19 protein-coding genes and 2 pseudogenes are annotated in these 18,405 nt (G+C 73.3%); 10 read left to right on the forward strand and 11 right to left on the reverse strand.

Annotation, left to right across the window (positions count from 1 at the left end):
• Window positions 1–3: 3 nt before the first annotated feature.
• The 6 genes and pseudogenes from OH804_RS17065 to OH804_RS17090 form a co-directional block, all read right to left on the reverse strand.
• Window positions 4–468, reverse strand: a pseudogene (locus tag OH804_RS17065) (adenylyltransferase/cytidyltransferase family protein); the annotation flags it as partial.
• 150 nt (window positions 469–618) lie between these two features.
• Window positions 619–1,446 (reverse strand): annotated as a pseudogene (locus tag OH804_RS17070) (PfkB family carbohydrate kinase); the annotation flags it as partial.
• Window positions 1,447–1,462: 16 nt separating this feature from the next.
• Window positions 1,463–2,152: an SIS domain-containing protein gene (locus OH804_RS17075; protein WP_372432983.1), complete on the reverse strand. Its 690-nt coding sequence runs from the start codon at window positions 2,150–2,152 to the stop codon at window positions 1,463–1,465.
• Entirely contained in the window at window positions 2,152–3,369 is a 1,218-nt protein-coding gene (locus OH804_RS17080) for a glycosyltransferase (RefSeq protein WP_196922192.1), read from the reverse strand. The genes OH804_RS17075 and OH804_RS17080 overlap by 1 nt, the downstream gene beginning before the upstream one ends.
• Window positions 3,354–4,328: a glycosyltransferase gene (locus tag OH804_RS17085; protein WP_196922190.1), complete on the reverse strand. Its 975-nt coding sequence runs from the start codon at window positions 4,326–4,328 to the stop codon at window positions 3,354–3,356. Before OH804_RS17085 ends, OH804_RS17080 begins: the two co-directional genes overlap by 16 nt.
• On the reverse strand, window positions 4,325–6,001 hold the full coding sequence (locus tag OH804_RS17090) for an HAD-IIIA family hydrolase (RefSeq protein WP_406066363.1): 1,677 nt from the start codon (window positions 5,999–6,001) through the stop codon (window positions 4,325–4,327). Before OH804_RS17090 ends, OH804_RS17085 begins: the two co-directional genes overlap by 4 nt.
• Window positions 6,002–6,157: 156 nt before the next feature.
• On the opposite strand from OH804_RS17090, the gene OH804_RS17095 reads away from it, so the two are divergent.
• The 3 genes from OH804_RS17095 to OH804_RS17105 all read left to right on the forward strand — a co-directional run bounded on the left by OH804_RS17095 (window position 6,158) and on the right by OH804_RS17105 (window position 8,535).
• Window positions 6,158–6,604, forward strand: a complete 447-nt coding sequence (locus OH804_RS17095) for an SRPBCC family protein (RefSeq protein ID WP_196922187.1) — start codon at window positions 6,158–6,160, stop codon at window positions 6,602–6,604.
• Window positions 6,601–7,602: an SDR family oxidoreductase gene (locus OH804_RS17100; protein ID WP_406066366.1), complete on the forward strand. Its 1,002-nt coding sequence runs from the start codon at window positions 6,601–6,603 to the stop codon at window positions 7,600–7,602. The genes OH804_RS17095 and OH804_RS17100 overlap by 4 nt, the downstream gene beginning before the upstream one ends.
• 165 nt (window positions 7,603–7,767) lie before the next feature.
• On the forward strand, window positions 7,768–8,535 hold the full coding sequence (locus OH804_RS17105) for a polyprenol monophosphomannose synthase (RefSeq protein ID WP_196922184.1): 768 nt from the start codon (window positions 7,768–7,770) through the stop codon (window positions 8,533–8,535).
• 118 nt (window positions 8,536–8,653) lie between these two features.
• On the opposite strand, the gene OH804_RS17110 is transcribed toward OH804_RS17105, so the two are convergent.
• Entirely contained in the window at window positions 8,654–10,261 is a 1,608-nt protein-coding gene (locus OH804_RS17110) for a phytoene desaturase family protein (RefSeq protein ID WP_406066368.1), read from the reverse strand.
• 72 nt (window positions 10,262–10,333) lie between these two features.
• Between OH804_RS17110 and OH804_RS17115 the strand changes: the two genes are divergently transcribed.
• Window positions 10,334–11,767, forward strand: coding sequence for an aldehyde dehydrogenase family protein (locus OH804_RS17115; protein ID WP_406066370.1), 1,434 nt, complete (start codon window positions 10,334–10,336; stop codon window positions 11,765–11,767).
• A gap of 69 nt (window positions 11,768–11,836) precedes the next feature.
• Here OH804_RS17115 and OH804_RS17120 read toward each other — a convergent pair whose 3' ends face one another.
• A complete protein-coding gene (locus tag OH804_RS17120; RefSeq protein ID WP_196922180.1) occupies window positions 11,837–12,238 on the reverse strand; it encodes a ChaB family protein in 402 nt (133 codons plus the stop codon).
• 176 nt (window positions 12,239–12,414) lie between these two features.
• On the opposite strand from OH804_RS17120, the gene OH804_RS17125 reads away from it, so the two are divergent.
• From OH804_RS17125 to OH804_RS17140, 4 genes are all read left to right on the forward strand, one after another.
• Window positions 12,415–13,401, forward strand: coding sequence for a YihY/virulence factor BrkB family protein (locus OH804_RS17125; RefSeq protein WP_196922179.1), 987 nt, complete (start codon window positions 12,415–12,417; stop codon window positions 13,399–13,401).
• A 102-nt stretch (window positions 13,402–13,503) separates the two neighbouring features.
• Window positions 13,504–13,920: a DUF2795 domain-containing protein gene (locus OH804_RS17130; RefSeq protein ID WP_196922178.1), complete on the forward strand. Its 417-nt coding sequence runs from the start codon at window positions 13,504–13,506 to the stop codon at window positions 13,918–13,920.
• A 51-nt stretch (window positions 13,921–13,971) separates the two neighbouring features.
• Window positions 13,972–14,433 (forward strand): SRPBCC family protein, encoded by a 462-nt coding sequence (locus tag OH804_RS17135; protein WP_196922177.1) that lies wholly within the window; start codon window positions 13,972–13,974, stop codon window positions 14,431–14,433.
• A gap of 94 nt (window positions 14,434–14,527) precedes the next feature.
• Window positions 14,528–14,788, forward strand: a complete 261-nt coding sequence (locus OH804_RS17140; RefSeq protein WP_196922176.1) for a hypothetical protein — start codon at window positions 14,528–14,530, stop codon at window positions 14,786–14,788.
• On the opposite strand, the gene OH804_RS17145 is transcribed toward OH804_RS17140, so the two are convergent.
• Window positions 14,746–16,059, reverse strand: a complete 1,314-nt coding sequence (locus OH804_RS17145) for an MFS transporter (protein WP_406058082.1) — start codon at window positions 16,057–16,059, stop codon at window positions 14,746–14,748. The two genes, OH804_RS17140 and OH804_RS17145, sit on opposite strands and share 43 nt — an antisense overlap.
• 157 nt (window positions 16,060–16,216) lie before the next feature.
• Here OH804_RS17145 and OH804_RS17150 point away from each other — a divergent pair, with 157 nt between their 5' ends.
• Complete coding sequence (locus OH804_RS17150) at window positions 16,217–16,426, forward strand: hypothetical protein (protein WP_196922173.1); 210 nt, start codon at window positions 16,217–16,219, stop codon at window positions 16,424–16,426.
• Here OH804_RS17150 and OH804_RS17155 read toward each other — a convergent pair.
• Window positions 16,423–16,872 carry a hypothetical protein gene (locus OH804_RS17155; RefSeq protein WP_196922172.1) on the reverse strand — a complete coding sequence of 150 codons (450 nt, stop codon included), beginning with the start codon at window positions 16,870–16,872 and terminating at the stop codon, window positions 16,423–16,425. The genes OH804_RS17150 and OH804_RS17155 overlap by 4 nt on opposite strands.
• A 162-nt stretch (window positions 16,873–17,034) precedes the next feature.
• Between OH804_RS17155 and OH804_RS17160 the strand changes: the two genes are divergently transcribed.
• Window positions 17,035–17,388, forward strand: a complete 354-nt coding sequence (locus OH804_RS17160; RefSeq protein ID WP_406058084.1) for a DUF6401 family natural product biosynthesis protein — start codon at window positions 17,035–17,037, stop codon at window positions 17,386–17,388.
• Window positions 17,389–17,459: 71 nt separating this feature from the next.
• Here the strand turns inward: OH804_RS17160 and OH804_RS17165 are convergent, their stop codons facing one another.
• Complete coding sequence (locus OH804_RS17165; protein WP_406058086.1) at window positions 17,460–18,269, reverse strand: mechanosensitive ion channel family protein; 810 nt, start codon at window positions 18,267–18,269, stop codon at window positions 17,460–17,462.
• Window positions 18,270–18,405 lie beyond the last annotated feature (136 nt).

Here is an 18,405-nt window from a genome sequence, read left to right on the forward strand (position 1 = left end):
GACGATCAGGTCGGTGGTGGAACGACCGTCCAGGTAGGGCACCACCACCGTGTTCCCACCCCAACGGCGCAGGACCTCCGCCTCCGGCAGTGTGGCGCTCGCGTCCCCACCACCGGTGGCGTAGTCGCCGCCCTTGACCCAGACGTCGGGGCGTACCCAGGACAGGGCCGCCTCCGGGGTCGGCTCGTCGAAGATGAGCACCGCGTCGACGCAGCTCAGGGCGGCCAGCAGCCGGCTGCGGTCACCTTCGGACTGCACCGGCCGGTCCGGCCCCTTCAACCCGGCCACGCTGGCATCGGAGTTCAGGCACACGATCAGGCAGTCACCGAGCTGCCGGGCCGCCTGCAGGGTGGCCACGTGCCCGGCGTGCAGCAGGTCGAAGCAGCCGCCGGTCGCCACCACAGTGCCGCCAGCGGCGCGTACCTCGCCCAGGAGCGTGGCGACGGCAGCGACCCCCACCCGGTCGGCCACCCCCGCGGTCACCGCGCCGCCCCGCGGCCGGGACTGCGCGGTTCGCGACCCCAACCCGCTTCCGGCGCGCACCGCGGGCGCCGACGGAGGCAGCGCCGTCGCCACTCCCCCACCCGCCACGTACGCGGACGCCTCGGCGACCGCCACCTGCACCGCCTCGGAGACCAGCGCGCCCTGGGCCAGCGCGAGGCTGGCCGCCGCCGCGAACCGGTCGCCGGCGCCGCAGGTGTCCCCCTCGGCGCTACCCGGCGTCGGTACCACCAGCGGCGTCGACCCGGCGTGGCAGAGCAGCGCGCCGTCACCGCCGAGCGTCACCGCGACAGCGCCGGCCCGCCAGCGCCGCCGGAGCCCCTGGGCGCCGCGGGACGCGGTGGCCAGTCGGGAGGCGCCGGGCAGCGCGGGGACCAGCTCGCGCACCTCGGACTCGTTCGGGGTGGCCAGGTGCACGCCGGGCACCGCCGCCGGGCCGCGCGGATGCGGGTCCCACACCACCGGCGCGCGGGTGGCGGCCAAGGCGTCACGCAGCGCGGGCTGCCGGGCCACCCCCCGCCCGTAGTCGCTGACCAGCACCGCCGACGCCGCGCCGATCACCCGGAGCACCTCGTCGGAGGGCTGGCCCGGCTCCCCGGACGTGCCGCCCCGGTCGTGGCGCAGCAGCACCCGCCCCCGGGCCCGCAGCCGGATCTTCTCCGGTGTCGCGCCGGAGAGGGCCAGGGGGAACACCTGCACGCCGGCGGCGGCGAGCAGAGCGCTCAGCCGGGCCCCGCCGGCGTCGTCGGCGAGCGCTGTCACCAGCACCACCTCGGCGCCCTGCGCGGCGGCGAACACCGCTGCCAGTCCGGCGCCCCCCGGCCGGTCGGTGGCCGCTGTCTCGTCGAGCACCGGCACCGGGGAATCCGGGCAGAGCCGGTTCACCACACCTTCCACATCCCGGTCGAGCAGGGTGTCCCCGAGCACCACCACCGGTCCCCTCACGCTTGCCTCCTCATCCTCACGCGTCGACCTGCTGTCCGGCCCCGCCGTCGAGCACCACCTCGACCCCGGTGCGTACCGGCGCCGGCGTCCCCGACGCGGCGTGGACGGCCACCGGATCGGCGACCGCCGCCAGCGCGGCGGGCAACTCCTGTTCGAGGTACTCGCAGAGCAGATGACTGGTCACCAGGTGCAGCTCCTGGACGACCTGGGTGTCCGGGGACGCGACGGCCAGCACCTCGTCGCAGGCGTCGGCGAGCGGATTGGGGGCGGCGCCGGTGAGCGCCCAGGTGGTCACACCGACGTCACGGGCGGCCTGCGCAGCGGTGACCAGGTTCTGGCTGGTCCCACTGGTGCTCAGCAGCAGCAGGACGTCGCCGGGCCGGCCGTGGGCGCGCACCTGACGGGCGTACACGTCGGCGTAGCCGTAGTCGTTGGCGATGGCGGTGAGCGCGCTCGTCTCGGCGTGCAGCGCGATCGCGGACAGCGGCTGACGGTCGTCGTGCAGCTTGCCCACCAGCTCGGCGGTGAGGTGCTGGGCCTCGGCAGCGCTGCCGCCGTTACCGGCGACCAGCAGGCGACCCCCGGCGGCCAGCCGGTGGGCAAGGTCCGCGCCCCAGCGCGCCAGCTGTCGCTCACACCGCCGGTACGGCACCAGCGCCGCGGCGAGATTCGTCAGGTGGGTGTCGAGCAGGCTGCCCGTCGGCATCAGGCCACCACCCGCGTCGGCCGGCGCACGGCCGCCACCTCGCTGTAGACCTCGACCAGCCGCTCGGCGGTGGCCGCCCACGAGTACCGTGCCCGGGCCCGCTCACGGGCCGCCGTCGCGTACGCGAAACGCCTGATCCGGTCGTCGAGCAAGCCCTGGATCGCGGTGGCCAGCGCGTGCGGGTCCCGGGCCGGCACGAGGTCACCGGTCGTCCCGTCGACCACCGTGTCCCGGATGCCACCCACCGCCGTGCCGACGACCGGCACCCCACACGCCATCGCCTCCAGCGGGGTCAATCCGAACGGCTCGTACCAGGGCGCCGCGACCAGCAGGTCCGCCGAGCGGTACCAGCGGCCCATCTCCTCCCGGGGCACCGCGCCGACCAGGTGCACCCGGTCGGCCACCCCGCACGACTCCGCGAGGGCCCGCAACCGGCGGGCGTACGGGTCGGTCTCCAACAGCCCTTCGGGTGGGCCGCCGACGACCACGCACTCGGCGTCCGGGACCAGCGCCATCGCGCGGATCACGGTCTGGAAGCCCTTGCGCTCGACCAGCCGACCCACTGTGAGGATCCGGGCCCGTCCCGGTTCCCGGTCGGCGGCCGGTCCGAGCGGGGCGAAGGTGCTGAGGTTGACCCCGGAGGGCACCACTGTCATCCGGGACCGGGGCACCCCCATCCGGACCAGCTCGCCCACCTCGTCGCGGCACTGCGCGACGATCCGGTCCACCGAGCGGCCCAACTCCCGCTCGTAGGAGACCCGTCGGGCCGGGCTGGTGTCCTGCACACCCTGGTAGCGGCGCTTCACAGTGCCCAGCGCGTGGTACGTCTGCACCACCGGCACCCCGGTCTGCCGGCCGGCGGTCAGCCCGGCCAGACCGCTCATCCAGAAGTGCGCGTGGATCACCTCGGGCACCCAGTCGCCGCCGCGCCAGCGCTCGATCAGCCAGTTGCTGAAGTCCCGCATGTGCGGCAGCAGCGCGTCCTTGGCCACCGGCTCGGCCGGGCCGGCCGGCACGTGCACCACGTCGTACCCGTCCGGGCTGCGGACGGTCACCGGCAGGTCGGGCGCGTCGCGGCGGGTGTAGACCCGCACCTCGTGCCCGGCGGCGGCGAGCGCGGCGGACAGCTCCGCGACGTGCGTGTTCTGGCCGCCGGCATCCTCCCCTCCGAGGACGGCGAGCGGGCTGGCGTGCTCCGAGATCATCGCGATCCGCATACTTCCTCCTCCAGCAGCCGGTCCCAGTCAGCGAGGAAACGGTCGAGGCCGTACCTGTCGCGCGCGGCGGTTCTCGCCGCCGCTCCGGCCTGACGCGCGGTCGCCGGTTCGGTGATGAACCGGCGGGCGGCGTCGAGCAGGGTGTCGGTCCGGGTGGCGAGCGCCCCCGCCTCCGGGGGCACCGCCATCACCGCCTCGGTGGTGGCGAGCGCGACGACCGGCATGCCGATCGCCATCGCCTCGATCAGGCTGAGCCCGAGGGAGGTCCACCGGCACAGGTGCAGGTACGCCCGCCGCCGGGCCAGTTCGGCGTGCATCCGGTCCTGGGGCACGTCGTCGTGGCTGGTGAGCCGGTCGGCGGGCAGCCCGAGGTGGTCGGCCAGACCGGCGACGCCCATGCCGAACACGTCCAGCGGCGCGATCTCGGCGAACTGGGGCAGCAGGTCGGTGCCGGTGACCCGACCTCGCCGGACCGGCTCGTTGATCACCACGGCGAGTCGGTCCAGTTCGCCGGTGTAGGACGCGGAGGGGGCGACGATGCCGTGGTCGACCACAGTGGTGCGGGTGGCGCCCGTGTCCCAGAAGATCTGGTTGAACCCGGTGACGTGCGCGATCAGCAGGTCGTCGCGGTCGGCCATCGGGTGACGCGTGTTCGGCACGTCGCCCTTGGGGGTGTTGTGTTCGACGTAGATCGCGGGAAGGTCGCGGCCGGGACGGCGGCGAAGCCACTCCTCGGCCCGGTCGATCTCCTCGGGGCGTTGCAGGATGACCAGGTCGACGTCGGCTCCCGGCAGCTCCTCCGGGCTGACCTCGACAGCGCTGTCCGGCCACGGGTAGGTGCGGGCCCGGCCGAGGCCGTAGGGGCCGCGGTCGGGTGTGGTGGGAATCAGGTAGCGGTGGCTGCCGTGCACGAACGACGTGGTCCAGGAGCCGTGCACGTGCCAGAGCAGGATGTTCATCGGCTGCCACCACCGCTGACGGCGAGCGTCCGGAGCGCGTCGACCACCTCGTCCGGGTCGACCCCGGCGAGGCAGGGGTGCCCGGGGACCGGGCAGCTGGCCGCCCGGGTGTCCCGGCAGGGCGCGGCGGCGTCGCCGAGCCGAATGGTGGGCACCCGGTAGGGCCCCCACTGGCCGAACGGGACGGTCGGCGCGAAGAGACTCACCACCGGCACTCCGGCGGCGGCCGCCAGGTGCGCGGGCCCGGTGTTGCCGACGACGACCGCGCGGGCGTCCGCGACGATCGCCGCCAGCCCGGCCAGGTCGGTGCGGCCGCCCAGGTCGGTGCCGCCGGCCGCGGCGACCCGTGCGGTGATCGCGCGCTCGTCCGGGCCGCCGGTGACCAGCACCCGGTGCCCGGCGTCGGTCAGCGCCCCGACGATCCGGGTCGCCACCTCGGGCGGGCAGGCCCGGCTCGACGCGGCCGACCCGGGGTGCAGCACCACGTAACCGGGGTCGCCGAGGTCCGCCGGGCGCTGTGGCACGGCGTCCCGGCGGAGCCGGAGGACGGGTTCGTCGCCGTCGGGCAGCCGGTGGCCGGCGGCGGCGGCCAGGGAGAGGGCACGTTCGGGTTCGGGAACGCCGACCGGCACCCGGTGTCGGATGTCCAGCAGCGAGCCCGGATAGTCGTCGCTGATCGCCGCGATCCGGTCGATCCCGGCCATCCGCAACAGCAGCGCCAGCGGCAGGGCGGACTGGTGGAACGAGGTGAACACCACCGCCTGGTCCGCGCCGACGGCGCCCAGCCGCGCGGTGAGGCTCCGCATCGCCTCCGGGTCGACCGGGCCCGGTGTCGGGTCGATCCACGGCAGCGGATGCTCGATGATCTCGTCGACGCCGGGCAGCAGGTTGGCGGCGGCCCGACCGCGCGGCCCGCACAACAGCACCACCCGCTCCGCTCCGGCCGCGACGGCACGGATCGCCGGGCCGGTGACCAGCACGTCACCCGCCGAATCCGAGCGGACCACCAGGGCCGTCCGTACCGGTGCGGTGGGCGGTGTCGCGGGCTGCACGGCCTGTTGTCGGCGCAGGATCTCCGCCACCGCCGCCGGCAGATCGGTGGCCACCCATCCCGCGGCGGCGACCTCTTCCGGCCGGGTCACCGGGGTGGGCACCAGCACGCCCGCGGCCCCGGCGGCCAGCGCCGCGCCGACATCTCGGCCGATGTCGCCCACCAGCACGCACCGGGACGCGGTCGTGCCGAGCTCGCGGGCGGCGGCGTACACCAGACCGGGCGCCGGCTTGCGGCAGTCACAGCCGTCGGCGTCGTCGTGTGGACAGACCAGCCAGGCGTCGAACCGGCCCAACAGCTCCTCGACGCGGGCGTGCACAGCCCGCATCTGCTCACCGGTGAAGTGACCCCGGGCCAGGCCCGACTGGTTGGTGACGACCGCCAGTCGCAGCCCGGCCGCCCGCAGACGGTCCAGTGCCGCCCGCGCGCCCGGCACCGGCCGCACCTTCTCCGGGTCGCCGTTGTACGGCACGTCCTCGATCAGGGTGCCGTCGCGGTCCAGCAGCACCGCGTCGTAGAGCACTGGTCGGGGGCTTGCGACAGACCCGGAACCGGCGCGGTCAGCAGCGGCGTACACCTGGGCTGACCTGCGCTGATACGGATCCTCCTGGTCCTGTCGCACAGCCGGCGGGTTCCCTGCGCCCCGAGGAGTAAACGTCGTCGTCGAGGCGGTGGGACAGCTCCGTCAGCGTTGCCCCGGGTCGGCCTTACCCGCCGTCGGAGAGAAGCTAACCGGGTCAGTCGTTAGGCCGTGCCGTACTGCGGGTATGGGATCCCGGTGGCGATTGTGGAGAAAGTGATCGACGCTTCCCCGCAGCAGGTTTTCGACGTGCTCGCGGACGGATGGACGTACAGCGACTGGGTGGTCGGTACGGCGCACATGCGGGACGTGGACGACGCCTGGCCCCGGGTGGGCAGCCAACTGCACCACCGTGCCGGGCCGTGGCCGTTCTCCTTGCAGGACGCCTCGACGGTGCTGGCCTGCGAGCCGCCGCACCGGCTCGTGCTCAAGGCCGGGCTCTGGCCGGCGGGCGAGGCGATCGTGGCCTTCACCCTTGAACCGGTGGGTGAGGGCGCCACCCGGGTGCGTATCGGGGAGGACTTCGCCGCCGGCCCGCTGCGGTGGGTGCACAACAAGATCAACGATCTGGTGCTGCACCTGCGCAACCGGGAGACGCTGGACCGGCTCTCCGACATCGCCACCCGACAGAAGGGGGCCTCGTGACCCGGACCGTCGTGGTGACCGGCGCGAGCGCCGGCGTCGGCCGGGCCGTCGCCCACGCGTACGCGGCGCGCGGTGCCCGGCTGGCGCTGCTGGCTCGCGGCGAGGCGGGTCTGGTCGCGGCCGAGCGGGAGTGCCGGATGCGCGGGGCGACCGACGTGCGCGTGTACCGGGTCGACGTGGCCGACGCGGGCGCGGTGCAACAGGCCGCCGACGACGTGGTGCACCACTGGGGTGGCATCGACGTGTGGGTCAACAACGCGATGGCGTCGGTGTTCGCGCCGGCCTGGGAGATTCCGGCGCGTGAGTTCCACCGGGTCACCGAGGTCACCTACCTGGGTACGGTGCACGGCACCCTCGCCGCGCTGCGGCACATGCGGGCGCACGGGCGGGGCACGATCGTGCAGGTGGGTTCGGCGTTGGCCTACCGGGGGATTCCGTTGCAGTCGGCGTACTGCGCGAGCAAGCACGCCATCCAGGGGTTCAACGACTCGCTGCGCGCCGAACTGCTGCACGACTGTCCAGCTGTGACGTTGTCGATGGTGCAGCTGCCCGCGATCAACACACCGCAGTTCTCCTGGGTCCGCACCCGGCTGCCCCGGCATCCGCAGCCGGTGCCGCCGATCTTCACTCCGGAGCTGGCCGCCCGGGCCATCGTCTGGGCCGCCGACCGCGGTACCCGGGAGTTGAACGTGGGCGGCCCGACCTGGCAGGCCCGGCTGGCCGACGCCCTGTTCCCCGGCCTGCTGGACCGGAAGCTGGCCCGCGACGGCTACGACAGCCAGCAGACCGGCGAGGAGATCGATCCGGCGACCTGGCGGGACAATCTCGATCATCCCGGCGATGCGGATACGGACCGGGGCACGGCGGGCGTGTTCGTCGAACAGGCGCGGGACCGTTCCGCGGCGCTCTGGGTGGGCACGCACAAGCCGGCGCTCTCCGGTGTCGCGCTCGCCGTCGCGGCGCTCGCCCTCACCGCTGTCGCTCGCCGTCGCCGCTGAGCAGCCCCGGCTCCGACCAACGCAAGCCCCTGACCAGGCATTCAACGCCCCCACACGCTGGGCAGCGCGGGTCCGCAACGCCCGGGAGGGGTGCCTCCCTCGGACCGAATGCGGGAACTGGATACCCTTTCCATGACCCTTGTCCGCAAACCGAGGATGACCGACATGATCAAGCCGGTGCAGTTGCCGTCACCGTGGCGGGACGCACGCCTGACCGTCGTCGTGCCCACTTACAACGAGGCGGGCAACCTCCCGGCGCTGGTCGAGCGACTGCTCGCGCTACCGCTGCCGGGGCTGCGCATCCTCGTCGCCGACGACAACTCCCCCGACGGCACCGGGGAGGTGGCGGACAAGCTGGCCATCGAGCACCCCGACCGGATCGAGGTCGTGCACCGCGCCGGCAAGGAAGGCCTCGGCCGGGCGTACGTGGACGGGATGAGTCGGGCGATCGAGGGCGGCGCCGAGTACGTGGCGCAGATGGACGCCGACCTCTCGCACCCGCCGGAGGCGCTGCCGGGGATGCTGGGCGCACTGCTCTCCACCCAGGCCAGCGTGGTGATCGGATCCCGGTACGTCCCCGGCGGCGAGCTGGACGAGAACTGGCCGCTCTACCGCCGGGCGCTCAGTGGCTGGGCCAACCTCTACGTGCACACCCTGCTGCGCGTTCGCATCCGGGACCTCACCGCCGGCTTCAAGATCTGGCGGGCCGACGCCCTGCGCGACATCGACCTGGAGCGGGTGCAGTCCAACGGCTACAGCTTCCAGGTGGAGATGCACTACCTCGCCACCAAGCTGGGTCACACCATCCTGGAGGTGCCGATCCGCTTCGAGGAGCGGCGCGACGGCGTCTCCAAGATGACCACCGCGACCAAGGTGGAGAGCGCGCTCATGCCCTTCCGCCTCCGCAGCAAACACCGCAACATCACCCGCTGACCCACCCCACCCCACCCCACCCACTCACCCCGAGCCGGGTGATCAAGAGGTTTGCGTCGCCAGCCCCGACGGATCTGACGCGAACCTCTTGATCACCGCAAGCTCACGGGGTGGGCGGTCAGTCGGGGTAGATGGCGCGGTTCGCCGTGGCGATGGCTGCGGCGTAGGCGCGGCCGGTGAGCGCGCGATCGCGGGCCAGCGCCGCGCGGGCCGCGTTCGCACCCGGTGCGCCGTGCACGCCGCCGCCGGGGTGCGCCGACGCGCTGGTCAGGAAGAGCCGGTCCACCGGGGTGTCCGCCCGGCCCAGGCCGGGGATCGGGCGCAGGAAGAGCTGCTGGTACGCGGCGGCGGTCCCGCCGCCGAGCGCGCCACCGACCAGGCTCGGATTGGCCTTCTCCAGGTCGGCCGGCCCGGCCACGTGTCGGCCGACGATCAGCTTCCGGAAACCTGGGGCCGCCGCCTCCAGCACGTCCTCCATCCGCTGTACGTGCCCGGCGACCTCCTCGGCCCGCCAGTTCCGCCGGAACGGCAGATGGGTGTACGACCACAGCGACTCGGTGCCCGGCGGGGAGTGACTCGGGTCCGCCACCGACATCTGCCCGACCAGCAGGAACGGGTCGCGGGGCAGCTCGCCGCGGGCCAACTCGCTGGCGTAGTGGGTGAGCCCGTTGAGGTCCGCGCCGAGGTGCACGGTGCCGGCACCGGCCAACTGCCGGTTGGCCCACGGCACCGGCGCGGAGAGCGCCCAGTCCACCTTCAGCGTGGAGCCGTCCCACCGGAAGTGGGCCAGGTCCTCCACCAGCCGGGACGGCAGTGCCGCCGCGCCGACCAGGTCGAGGTAGAGCGCCGGTGCCGGGACGTCGGCGAGCACCGCCCGCCGGGCCCGCCACAGCGTGCCACCGACGGTCCGCACGCCCATCGCCCGGCCCCGGGCGGTGAGCACCCGGTCGGCCCGGGCACCGTAGACGATCGCCCCGCCGCGCCCCTGTAGCCGATCCACGAGCGCGTTGGTGATCCGCTGCGCGCCGCCGTCGGGCACCGGCCAGCCGACCTGCTGGCCGAGCATGGCCAGCAGCCAGCCGTACACCCCGGAGCCGGCCTCCTCCGGGGAGAGGTCGGTGTGCAGAGCACAGCCGGCCAGCAGGGCCGGCCCGCCGGGACCGTCGAAGAGTTCGTCGCCCATCTTCCGGACCGGCACGACGAGCCGGCGCGCGAGTCGCAGTGCGCCGGCGACACGCAACCGACGCAGCAGACCCAGCCCGCCGCGGACCGGCGGGAACGGTGAGGTGATCGCCTCCAGCATCGGCTCGGCCACGTCGAGCCAGTCGGTGTACGCGTTGAGCCAGCGTTTGCCGTCCCCGGGGGCGAACTGCTCCAGCGAGGCGGCCGTGACGTCCGGGTCCCGATTGATCACCGCGGCCCGACCGTCGGGCAGCAGGTGCGCCAGCACGTCCGGCGAGTGCCGCCAGGACAGCCCGTGCCGATCCAGGTCGAGGCCGTTCAGCACCGGCGACGCGTACCCGAGGGGGTAGAACGAGCTGTAGAGGTCGCTCAGGTAGCCGGGCGCGGTGACCTCGGCGGAGCGGACGGCGCCGCCGGGCACCGCTGTCGCCTCCAGCACCACCACGTCCCAGCCGGCGTCCGCCAGCAGGTTGGCCGCGACCAGGCCGTTGTGGCCGGCGCCGACGATGACGGCGTCCGCGCTCTGCGCGGCGGTGGTTGTCATCGGATCCGCCTACCCGGCGCGCAACCGGGCGAAACGCGTTTGCCTCGCCGGGGCCGGGGCATCCAGCGCCGCATGTACACGGTTGCGCAGCTGGTGGGCGGGGTGTGGGGTGCGGGCGGCGACGGCGGCGAACTGGTCGTGCGTGATCCGGCGGACGACACGCCGGTGAGCACGGTGCCGGTGGCCACTGCCGACGAGGTGGGCAAGGCGACCCAGGCGGCCCGCAACGCGGCGGCCCAGTGGGCGGCGACCGCGCCGGCCGAACGGGCGGCGGCGCTGCACCGGGCCGCGGACGCGGTGGAGGCGATCACCGAGGAGTTGGCGGCGGCGGTGACCGCGGAGATGGGCAAGCCGTTGGCGGACGCCCGCGGCGGCGTCGAGGCGGGAATCGGCACCCTGCGACAGTATGCGGAACTGGCGCCGCTGCGTGGCGGGCGCACGCTGAACGGCGAAACCGACGCGCTGGACTTCCTGACCCCGCAGCCACGCGGGGTGGTCGCGGCGATCACCCCCTGGAACGACCCGGTGGCGGTCTCGTGCGGATTGCTCGGCGCGGCCCTGGTGACCGGGAACGTGGTGCTCTACAAGCCGAGCGAACGCGCACCGGCGACCGGGTGGCTGCTGGCCCGCGCACTGGACCAGGCGTTGCCGGCCGGGGTGTTGTCGCTGCTCACCGGTGGCGCGGAGGTGGGCGCGGCGCTCGCGGCGCAGGAGGTCGACGTGGTGGCCCACGTGGGCGCCACAGCGACCGGGCGGGCGATTGCCGCCGCCGCGGCCCGCACCGGCGCGAAGGTGCTCCTGGAGAACGGCGGCAGTGACCCGTTGATCGTGGACGCGGGCGTCGATCCGGAGTGGGCGGCGGAACAGGCCGCGCTCGGCGCGTTCGCGAACGCCGGGCAGATCTGCGTTGCGGTGGAGCGGCTCTACGTGCACCGGGAGGTGGCCGACGACTTCGTGGCCGCGCTGGTGCGACGCGCCGGAGCGCTGCGGGTCGGGCCGGGCCGGGACCCGGGCACCGAGTTGGGTCCGCTGGTCGACCGGCGGCACCGGGACCACGTGCACGGGCAGGTGGCCGCCGCGGTGGCGGACGGCGCACGGGTGCGGATCGGCGGTGAGGTGCCGGACGGGCCGGGGGCGTTCTACCCGGCCACCGTCGTCACGGACTGCCGCCACGACATGCCGCTGGTCCGGGAGGAGACCTTCGGGCCGGTCGCCCCCGTGGTGGTCGTCGACTCGTTCGACGAGGCGCTGCGTTGCGCGGCGGACTCCCCGTACGGGCTGGCCGCCACGGTGCTGACCCCGTCGATGAGTCACGCGCAGCGGGCCTGGCGGGAGCTGCCGGTGGGCACCGTCAAGGTCAACGCGGTGTTCGGGGGTGCGCCGGGGGGTGCCGCGCATCCGCGCCGGGCCAGTGGGCAGGGCTTCGGGTACGGCCCGGAGCTGCTGGACGAATTCACCGCCACGAAGGCGGTGCACATCGAGCCACCAGGCGGCGGGCAGTGGTGAACGGTGCGGGCGGACGCAGGGGTGGCGCGTCCGCCCGTACCGCGTCTGTTGTGCTGTGGTGCGGCGGCGTCAGTCGCCGCGGGCCTTGCGGGTGGCGCGGTCGTTGGCCTTCTCGATGGCCGTGACCAGCTCCGGCTTGGTCATGCTGGACCGGCCGGGCACGTCGAGTTTGCGGGCCACCGACATCAGGTGGTCCTTGGTGGCGTTGGCGTCCACGCCGCCCGCTGTGGGGGCGCGTCGTTCCGGCCCGCCACCGGCGGCCTGCTGGTCGCTGGGGCCCTTGTGGCCCTTCGGCTCCCAGTGGTCGCCCACCTTCTCGAACTGGTGCTTCACGGCGGCGAAGGCGGTGCGGTGCGACCGCTCCCCCTCGCCGTAGGTCTCGACCGCCGAGTCGTGCGTCTTCTCCCAGGTGCGCTGCGCCTTCTCCGGGGAGCGCCGCAGCGTGCTGGGCAGGTCCTCGCGCCCGGGCATCTCGTCCTCCTCCGTGTGGACAGGGTCACTGTGGCCGTTCCCCGGTGACGTGGCGGCAAACCACAGCGGCGCCGGCCGGGCCCCGGTGGGGTTTGTCGATTTCACCATCCGGGTACCGCCGGGCCAGGCCAGACCGGACGACCGGTCATCCGGCGGCCGGGGCGCAGGGAGCGGGCATGACGACCACGGAGCCCGGTACGACGCTCGACGGCACACCGGGCACCCGGGTGCCCCGACGGATGCGGCAGCTGAGCTGGCGGACCTGGCGCGGGGTGCTGGTCCGCAGCGTGCAGAACTTCGTCAACGACAACTGCTCCGACTGGGCCGCCGCGCTGACCTACTACGGGGTCCTGGCGCTGTTTCCGTCCGCCATCGTGGTGGTGGCCCTGGTCGGTCTGGTCTCCGACGGGGAGCGCACCCTGGACACGGTGGTCGACCTGGCCAACCAGGTGGGCGCCGGGGCGGTGCTGACCAACGACGAGGGCGGCGTTGTCGGGGTGATCCGGACCGTGGTGCTCGACCAGAGCAACCCCAAGCTGCTGCTGAGCTTCGGCCTGCTGGGCGCTCTCTGGTCCGCGTCAGGTTTCATCGGCGCGTTCACCCGGGCCTCCAACGCCATCTACGGGGTGACCGAGGGCCGCCCGGTCTGGAAGCTGCGGCCGTTGCAGATCGGCCTGGCGGCGATCACGCTGGTGCTGCTCGCGGTGGTCGCCCTCGGCCTGATCGTCAGCGGCCCGGTCACCGACGCGGTCGGCGACCTGATCAACGCCGGCGGCCTGGCCCGCACCACGTGGAGCGTGGCGAAGTGGCCGGTCCTCGCCATGATCATGATGGTGTTGCTGTCCCTGCTGTTCTGGATCGCACCGAACGTGCGGCAACCCCGGTTCCGCTGGCTCACCCCGGGCGGTGCGGTGGCCCTGATCTCCTGGGCGGCGGCCTCCTTCGGCTTCGGCCTCTACGTGGCCAACTTCGGCTCGTACGACACCACCTACGGCAGCCTCGGGGCGGCCATCGCGTTCCTGGTCTGGCTCTACCTGTCCAACTCGGCGCTGATGGTGGGCGTGCAGATCAACGCCGAGGTGCAGCGCGGACGGCAGTTGCAGGCCGGTGACCCGGACCCGGAGGAGCCGGTGCTACCGCCCCGCAAGCCCGCCGACGACTGACTCGCCGGTTCCGGCTCGGATGTCCGGTCCGCGACCAGGCCGAGGGCCGGTTCCTGACCCGGTGCCGGTTTACCGAGCGGGGTGCCGGGTAGCGCAGAAGGCATGGAGCGTGGCAACAGCAAGCACGGACCGAGGATCGACGAACAGATGAGTCAGGAGGTCAGCGGTCTCGTACAGGGGCCGGGGACCGGCGGCTCTCGGGTCGACGAGTCGCGGGTGCCGGAACCGGCTGGTGAGGACCAGCCGGAGACGACCACCGCCCCGGCCGGCGACCTGCGCACCGGCACCCCGCAGGGCATGAGCTCCACGGACGTCGAGCAGCGCAGCCGGCTCGGCCGGTTCATCTCGATGAGCGCGCTGCCGGGCGACCGCCTGGTGCTCATTGCCAGCGCCCGCGAGAACGATGCGCCGGACGACATCGTCGCGGCGCTGGAACGGCTGCCCGAGGGCACCGTCTACCAGACGGTCTCCGAGGTGTGGGCGGCACTGGGCAACAAGAACGAGACAACTCGCTGGTGAGCGGATCGCCCCCGATCCGGCAATCCACCCGCGACTGAAGGAGGTTCCCCGATGAGTGGCGTTACCGAACATGTGGACGTTTCCGTGCCCGTACGCACCGCGTACGACCAGTGGACGCAGTTCGAGGAGTTCCCCCAGTTCATGGAGGGTGTGCAGGAGGTCCGGCAGCTCTCCGACACGATGACCCACTGGACTGTGGACATCGCCGGGGTGAAGCGTGAGTTCGACGCCGAGATCACCGAGCAGCTCCCCGACGAGCGGGTCGCCTGGCGCTCGACCGGCGGCACCCAGCAGGCCGGCGTGGTGACCTTCCACCGGTTGGACCAGGACAAGACCCGGGTCACCCTGCAGCTCGAGTTCGAGCCGCACGGTGTGGTCGAGCAGGCCGGCGACAAGCTCGGCATCGTCGACAGGCGGGCCAAGGGCGACCTGGAACGGTTCAAGACCTACATCGAGCGGCGTGGTCAGGAGACCGGCGCCTGGCGCGGACAGGTGGACCGTCCGCAGCCGTGACCCTGAGCAGTGACACCGATGGCCGCCGGTATCCCGGCGGCCATCGCGGTATCGGGCCTGTTTGCGATCATCGCGCCCGGGTACGGCTGAAGGTATGACCGACGACAAGATCAGGGTGTGGCGGGACGAGGAACGGCTTCCGTTGGAAGAGCTGGAGAAGGCCGTGGCCGGCTCCTCCCTCGACGGGCAGGCCGACGACGTGACCGGCAACGACGCGGGGGAAGAGGCGACGTTCGGCCACGGGCCGGCAGCAAACGACAGTAGGGGGCAGGCCCAGGGCAACAGCCGGGAGGACACCGATCCGGAGCGCCGCTACCGCCCGTCCACCACCGGACGAACCGGTCCGGACGTCTGACCCTCGCTCCTTTCGGGCTGGACGCGTACCGCCCGCCCGGCGCTGGGTCGGCGCGCGCCCCACTCGTACAACGCGATCAGCGCCAGCGCGAGCACCAGCAGGGCCGAGCCCAGCACCTCCACCGACGTGTTGCCGATCAGCACGCCCAGCCCGGCCGGGACGAGCGCCGCACCGGTGCCCGCGGCGCCGATCTGCAGCCCGATGGCCCGGTCCGCGTGCGCCGCGCCGACCCGTTCCGCGGTGGTGAGGGTGAGCAGCGGGAACACCGGCGCGGCGGCAAAGCCGACCACGACCAGGCCGAGCACCGCCAGGGCGGCCGGCCCGGGCACGGCGACCAGCGCCGCGCCGACGGCCATGCCGACCAGGCTGACGCGCAACACCAGGCCCGCCCCCAGGCGCTCGGCCACCAGACCCTGCACGACCCGGCCGACGAAGAGGCTGCCCCAGTACGCGGAGACGCAGCCGCCGGCCAACGCCGCGCCGAGCCCGCGCCCCTCGGTCAGCAGCAGGAACGCCCACAGCCCAGCGGACACCTCGATCGCCACGTACAGCACGAAGGCGAGCGTCCCCGACCAGACCGCCGGCAGCCGCAGGGTGTCCCGAACCGGAACCCGGACGATCGGTGCCGGTCCGGCGTCCGTCGCGGCGGGCTCGCCCTGGACGGTCGCGCCCGCTGTGGCATCCGTCCCGGTGCTGGCCGGGACGTCACGGTGCCAGGCCCGCACGGTGAGCACGAACGCGGCGGCGAGGACGAGTTGGGCGGCGGCCACGATGCCGTACCCCCAGCGCCAGGCGAGCCCGCTGCTCAGCACCCCGGTCATGATCAGCGGACCGATGGCCACGCCGAGGCCGAAGAAGGCGTGCAGCCAGTTCATGTGGCGGGGTCCGAAGGCCCCGGCGGCGTACGCGTTGAGGCCGGAGTCGACAGCGCCGGAGCCGAGCCCGAGCACCAGCGCACAGCCCACCAGCACCGCCAGCACGGGGCTCACCGAGTAGCCGGTCAGCGCCAGGCTGGCCAGCACTGTGCTGCCGGCGAGCAGGGCGCCGACGCCGATCCGGGCCAGCGTGAAGCCGGCCAGCACGCTGGAGGTGAGATAGCCGACGGTGCCGGCGGTGAGCACCCACCCGACCGCCTCGGTCGGTACGTCGAAGTCGCCCCGGATCGACGGCCAGCTGACGCCGAGCAGTCCGTCGGGCAGGCCGAGACTGACGAACGCGAGGTAGGACAGCAGGAGCAGTGCGGCGCGGGGGCGCGCGGGCGGGGTGGACACGAGACACCATCCTGCCGCAGGGGCACCCTAGCTCCGTCGCGCCCGATCGCTCCCGGCGCAAGGAAGTCGTGTCCGTACGGTCGAGAAAACGGACAGCTCATCCAGAATCGGCCGATCGGAGGACGGCAAGCCGCCCGGTTCGCGTAAGAATTTCGGGATGCATCAAGGCTCCGGAATCCTCTCCACGCGTCAGCGCCGGCTCGCCTGGCTCGGCTTCCTGCTCGCCGCGCTCCAGGCGCCGGTGTCCGCCTGGCTCGTCGCCGACGAGTCCTGGTTGTTCAGCCTCTGCGTCGCGCTGATGGTGGCCACCGTGATCATCGCCGACGACGCGGCCCGGCGTCGCCCGGCCGACGCGACAAGCGACTAGCCTTCGCCGCCCGGTCGGGCCTCATGGCCCGGCCGGCCCCGGCTACGGCGGCGTTCCTTCATCTCCGCCTCGTAGAGGTGGCGCCGCCCACCCACCAGCTCGTCGCGGGCCTGCTGGTCCACCTCCCGGAACAGCGCGTGGTAGCCGTCGTCGAAGTCCTCGACGATCTGGAACGTCCACCGTCCGGCGATGACGTTGCGGCCCCGCAGCTCCGTGGCGATCCGGTCGGCGAGGTGCGGATGCCCGGCGGCGCGAAACTGCTCCACCGCGTCGTCGAGCATCAGGTCGGCATGGCCGATCAACTGGTGCATCGAGTAGAGGTGCCCCCGGGCCCGCTCCACACACTCCAGCGCCTCGCTGAGCTTGCCGAGCGCGGCGACCGTCGCGTCGCTGACGCCGTCCGGCCGCCGGTGCCGCTCGTCGGGCCCGTCCGCCTGCTGTCCCATCCGTGCCTCCGTGCCGTGTGCCGCCATCCGTGGGTGTTCTCCTGCTGCCCCGTCTGTGCCGGATCAATCCCCCGGGTCAGCGGCGACCGCCCCGGTGGCGCAGCCGACATCCACCGAGCGGACGAGGTCGACACGGTCACCGGTCGGTTAGCCTCGGTCACCATGCGTGTGCCGTTCAACCGGGTCGCCTCCCGTACCGCCGTCGACTCGGCGCGGTCCACCCTGGCCGCCCTCACCGTCTCCGTGGGCACTGTCGGGCTCGCCGCCGCCGCCGCGCGACCGGGGCTGCTGGCCCTCGTCGACCAGCACGCGGCGGCCGTCCGGGACAGCCTCGACGGGGATCGGACGCCGCTGACCGCCGCGGCGCTCGCCGGCTACGCCGAGGGGGTGCGCGCCGCCGCCCTGGAGCACGGGTGGACCCCGCCCAACGGGCTGGTGGACTGGAGCCAGCCGGAGTGGCTGCTCACCCGCCTGGTCGCGGTCTGCGCGCTGGCTCGCGCGCTCGACCGACACTGACACGCGCGGGGAGGGTACCCCGCGCCGTACGCGGAACACCCTCCCCCAACCCGTCGTGCCGTAACGCCCCGTTACGAGCGGTACTGCTGGGCTTCGTCCACCCGAGGCATGGCCTGGGTGCGGTCACCCCCGCGGTCGGCCATCTGCCGCTCCACGTCGCTCCGCCCGACCGCCGTGGCCTGACGCTGCTGCTGCACTGCCCGGGCCTCCTGGGCCGCCCGATCCAGCCAGCCGTCCCAGCGCTTCTGCATCGGCTTCACGAGACCACCGCCGACACCGACGATCAGGATGCCGGCCACCGTGGCGAGCACCGCGATCAGCACCGGAGTGGTCACCGTGGTGGCGATACCCACCTGGTTCAGGGCGGCGATCACACCGAGCGCGATGATGAAGATCGCCGTCAGGTCGGCCAGGACCTTGCCGTACGAGAGCCCTCCCAGCGCCCCGGTGACCAGATCCCGCACAGCGTTGGCGATCGCAGCCGCCACCACCACGATGACGATCGCGATGAACGCACGTGGCAGCCAGGACACCACGCCGCTGATCAGGTCACTGATCGCGTTGGGCCCCCAGACTCCGAAGGCGAACTGCAGCGTGAACAGCAGTACGGCGTAGTACGCCAGTCTGGCCAGGATGTCGCTGGCGTCGTACTTCGTTCTCTCCAGGGCCCGTTTGATGCCACCGCGTTCGACCGCCTGGTCGAAACGCACCCGTTCCAGCACCGTATCCACGATCTTGAGGACGGCTCTGGCGATGAGCCAGCCGACCACGAGGATGACGATGAAGGCCACTGCCTTCGGGATGAAGAGCAGCACCGACCTCCAGGTGTCGGCGATGGCATCGCCGATGTCGGCCTGCCGGACCGCGAGGGTTTTCAGCATGATGTCCCTCCTGTCGCATGGACTGCGCCGGGCGCATACCCGGCAACCGGTCCAGCAGTCCGCGCAGCGTGCGGCGTTTTTTGCGACAGACCTCCGGACAGGGGCCCTGAACTGCCCGAACGGCCACCGCGAGGGA

Origin of the sequence: Micromonospora sp. NBC_00860 (assembly GCF_045207375.1) — a bacterium.
GTDB lineage: Bacteria > Actinomycetota > Actinomycetes > Mycobacteriales > Micromonosporaceae > Micromonospora > Micromonospora vinacea.

Excerpts from the sequence above, each read along its gene's own strand:
- OH804_RS17075 (WP_372432983.1), bottom strand. The coding sequence starts at position 2,152 with ATGCCGACGGGCAGCCTGCTCGACACCCACCTGACGAATCTCGCCGCG.
- OH804_RS17080 (WP_196922192.1), bottom strand. The coding sequence starts at position 3,369 with ATGCGGATCGCGATGATCTCGGAGCACGCCAGCCCGCTCGCCGTCCTC.
- OH804_RS17085 (WP_196922190.1), bottom strand. The coding sequence starts at position 4,328 with ATGAACATCCTGCTCTGGCACGTGCACGGCTCCTGGACCACGTCGTTC.
- OH804_RS17105 (WP_196922184.1), top strand. The coding sequence starts at position 7,768 with ATGATCAAGCCGGTGCAGTTGCCGTCACCGTGGCGGGACGCACGCCTG.
- OH804_RS17110 (WP_406066368.1), bottom strand. The coding sequence starts at position 10,261 with ATGACAACCACCGCCGCGCAGAGCGCGGACGCCGTCATCGTCGGCGCC.
- OH804_RS17115 (WP_406066370.1), top strand. The coding sequence starts at position 10,334 with ATGTACACGGTTGCGCAGCTGGTGGGCGGGGTGTGGGGTGCGGGCGGC.
- OH804_RS17120 (WP_196922180.1), bottom strand. The coding sequence starts at position 12,238 with ATGCCCGGGCGCGAGGACCTGCCCAGCACGCTGCGGCGCTCCCCGGAG.
- OH804_RS17125 (WP_196922179.1), top strand. The coding sequence starts at position 12,415 with ATGACGACCACGGAGCCCGGTACGACGCTCGACGGCACACCGGGCACC.
- OH804_RS17130 (WP_196922178.1), top strand. The coding sequence starts at position 13,504 with ATGGAGCGTGGCAACAGCAAGCACGGACCGAGGATCGACGAACAGATG.
- OH804_RS17135 (WP_196922177.1), top strand. The coding sequence starts at position 13,972 with ATGAGTGGCGTTACCGAACATGTGGACGTTTCCGTGCCCGTACGCACC.
- OH804_RS17140 (WP_196922176.1), top strand. The coding sequence starts at position 14,528 with ATGACCGACGACAAGATCAGGGTGTGGCGGGACGAGGAACGGCTTCCG.
- OH804_RS17150 (WP_196922173.1), top strand. The coding sequence starts at position 16,217 with ATGCATCAAGGCTCCGGAATCCTCTCCACGCGTCAGCGCCGGCTCGCC.
- OH804_RS17155 (WP_196922172.1), bottom strand. The coding sequence starts at position 16,872 with ATGGGACAGCAGGCGGACGGGCCCGACGAGCGGCACCGGCGGCCGGAC.
- OH804_RS17160 (WP_406058084.1), top strand. The coding sequence starts at position 17,035 with ATGCGTGTGCCGTTCAACCGGGTCGCCTCCCGTACCGCCGTCGACTCG.
- OH804_RS17165 (WP_406058086.1), bottom strand. The coding sequence starts at position 18,269 with ATGCTGAAAACCCTCGCGGTCCGGCAGGCCGACATCGGCGATGCCATC.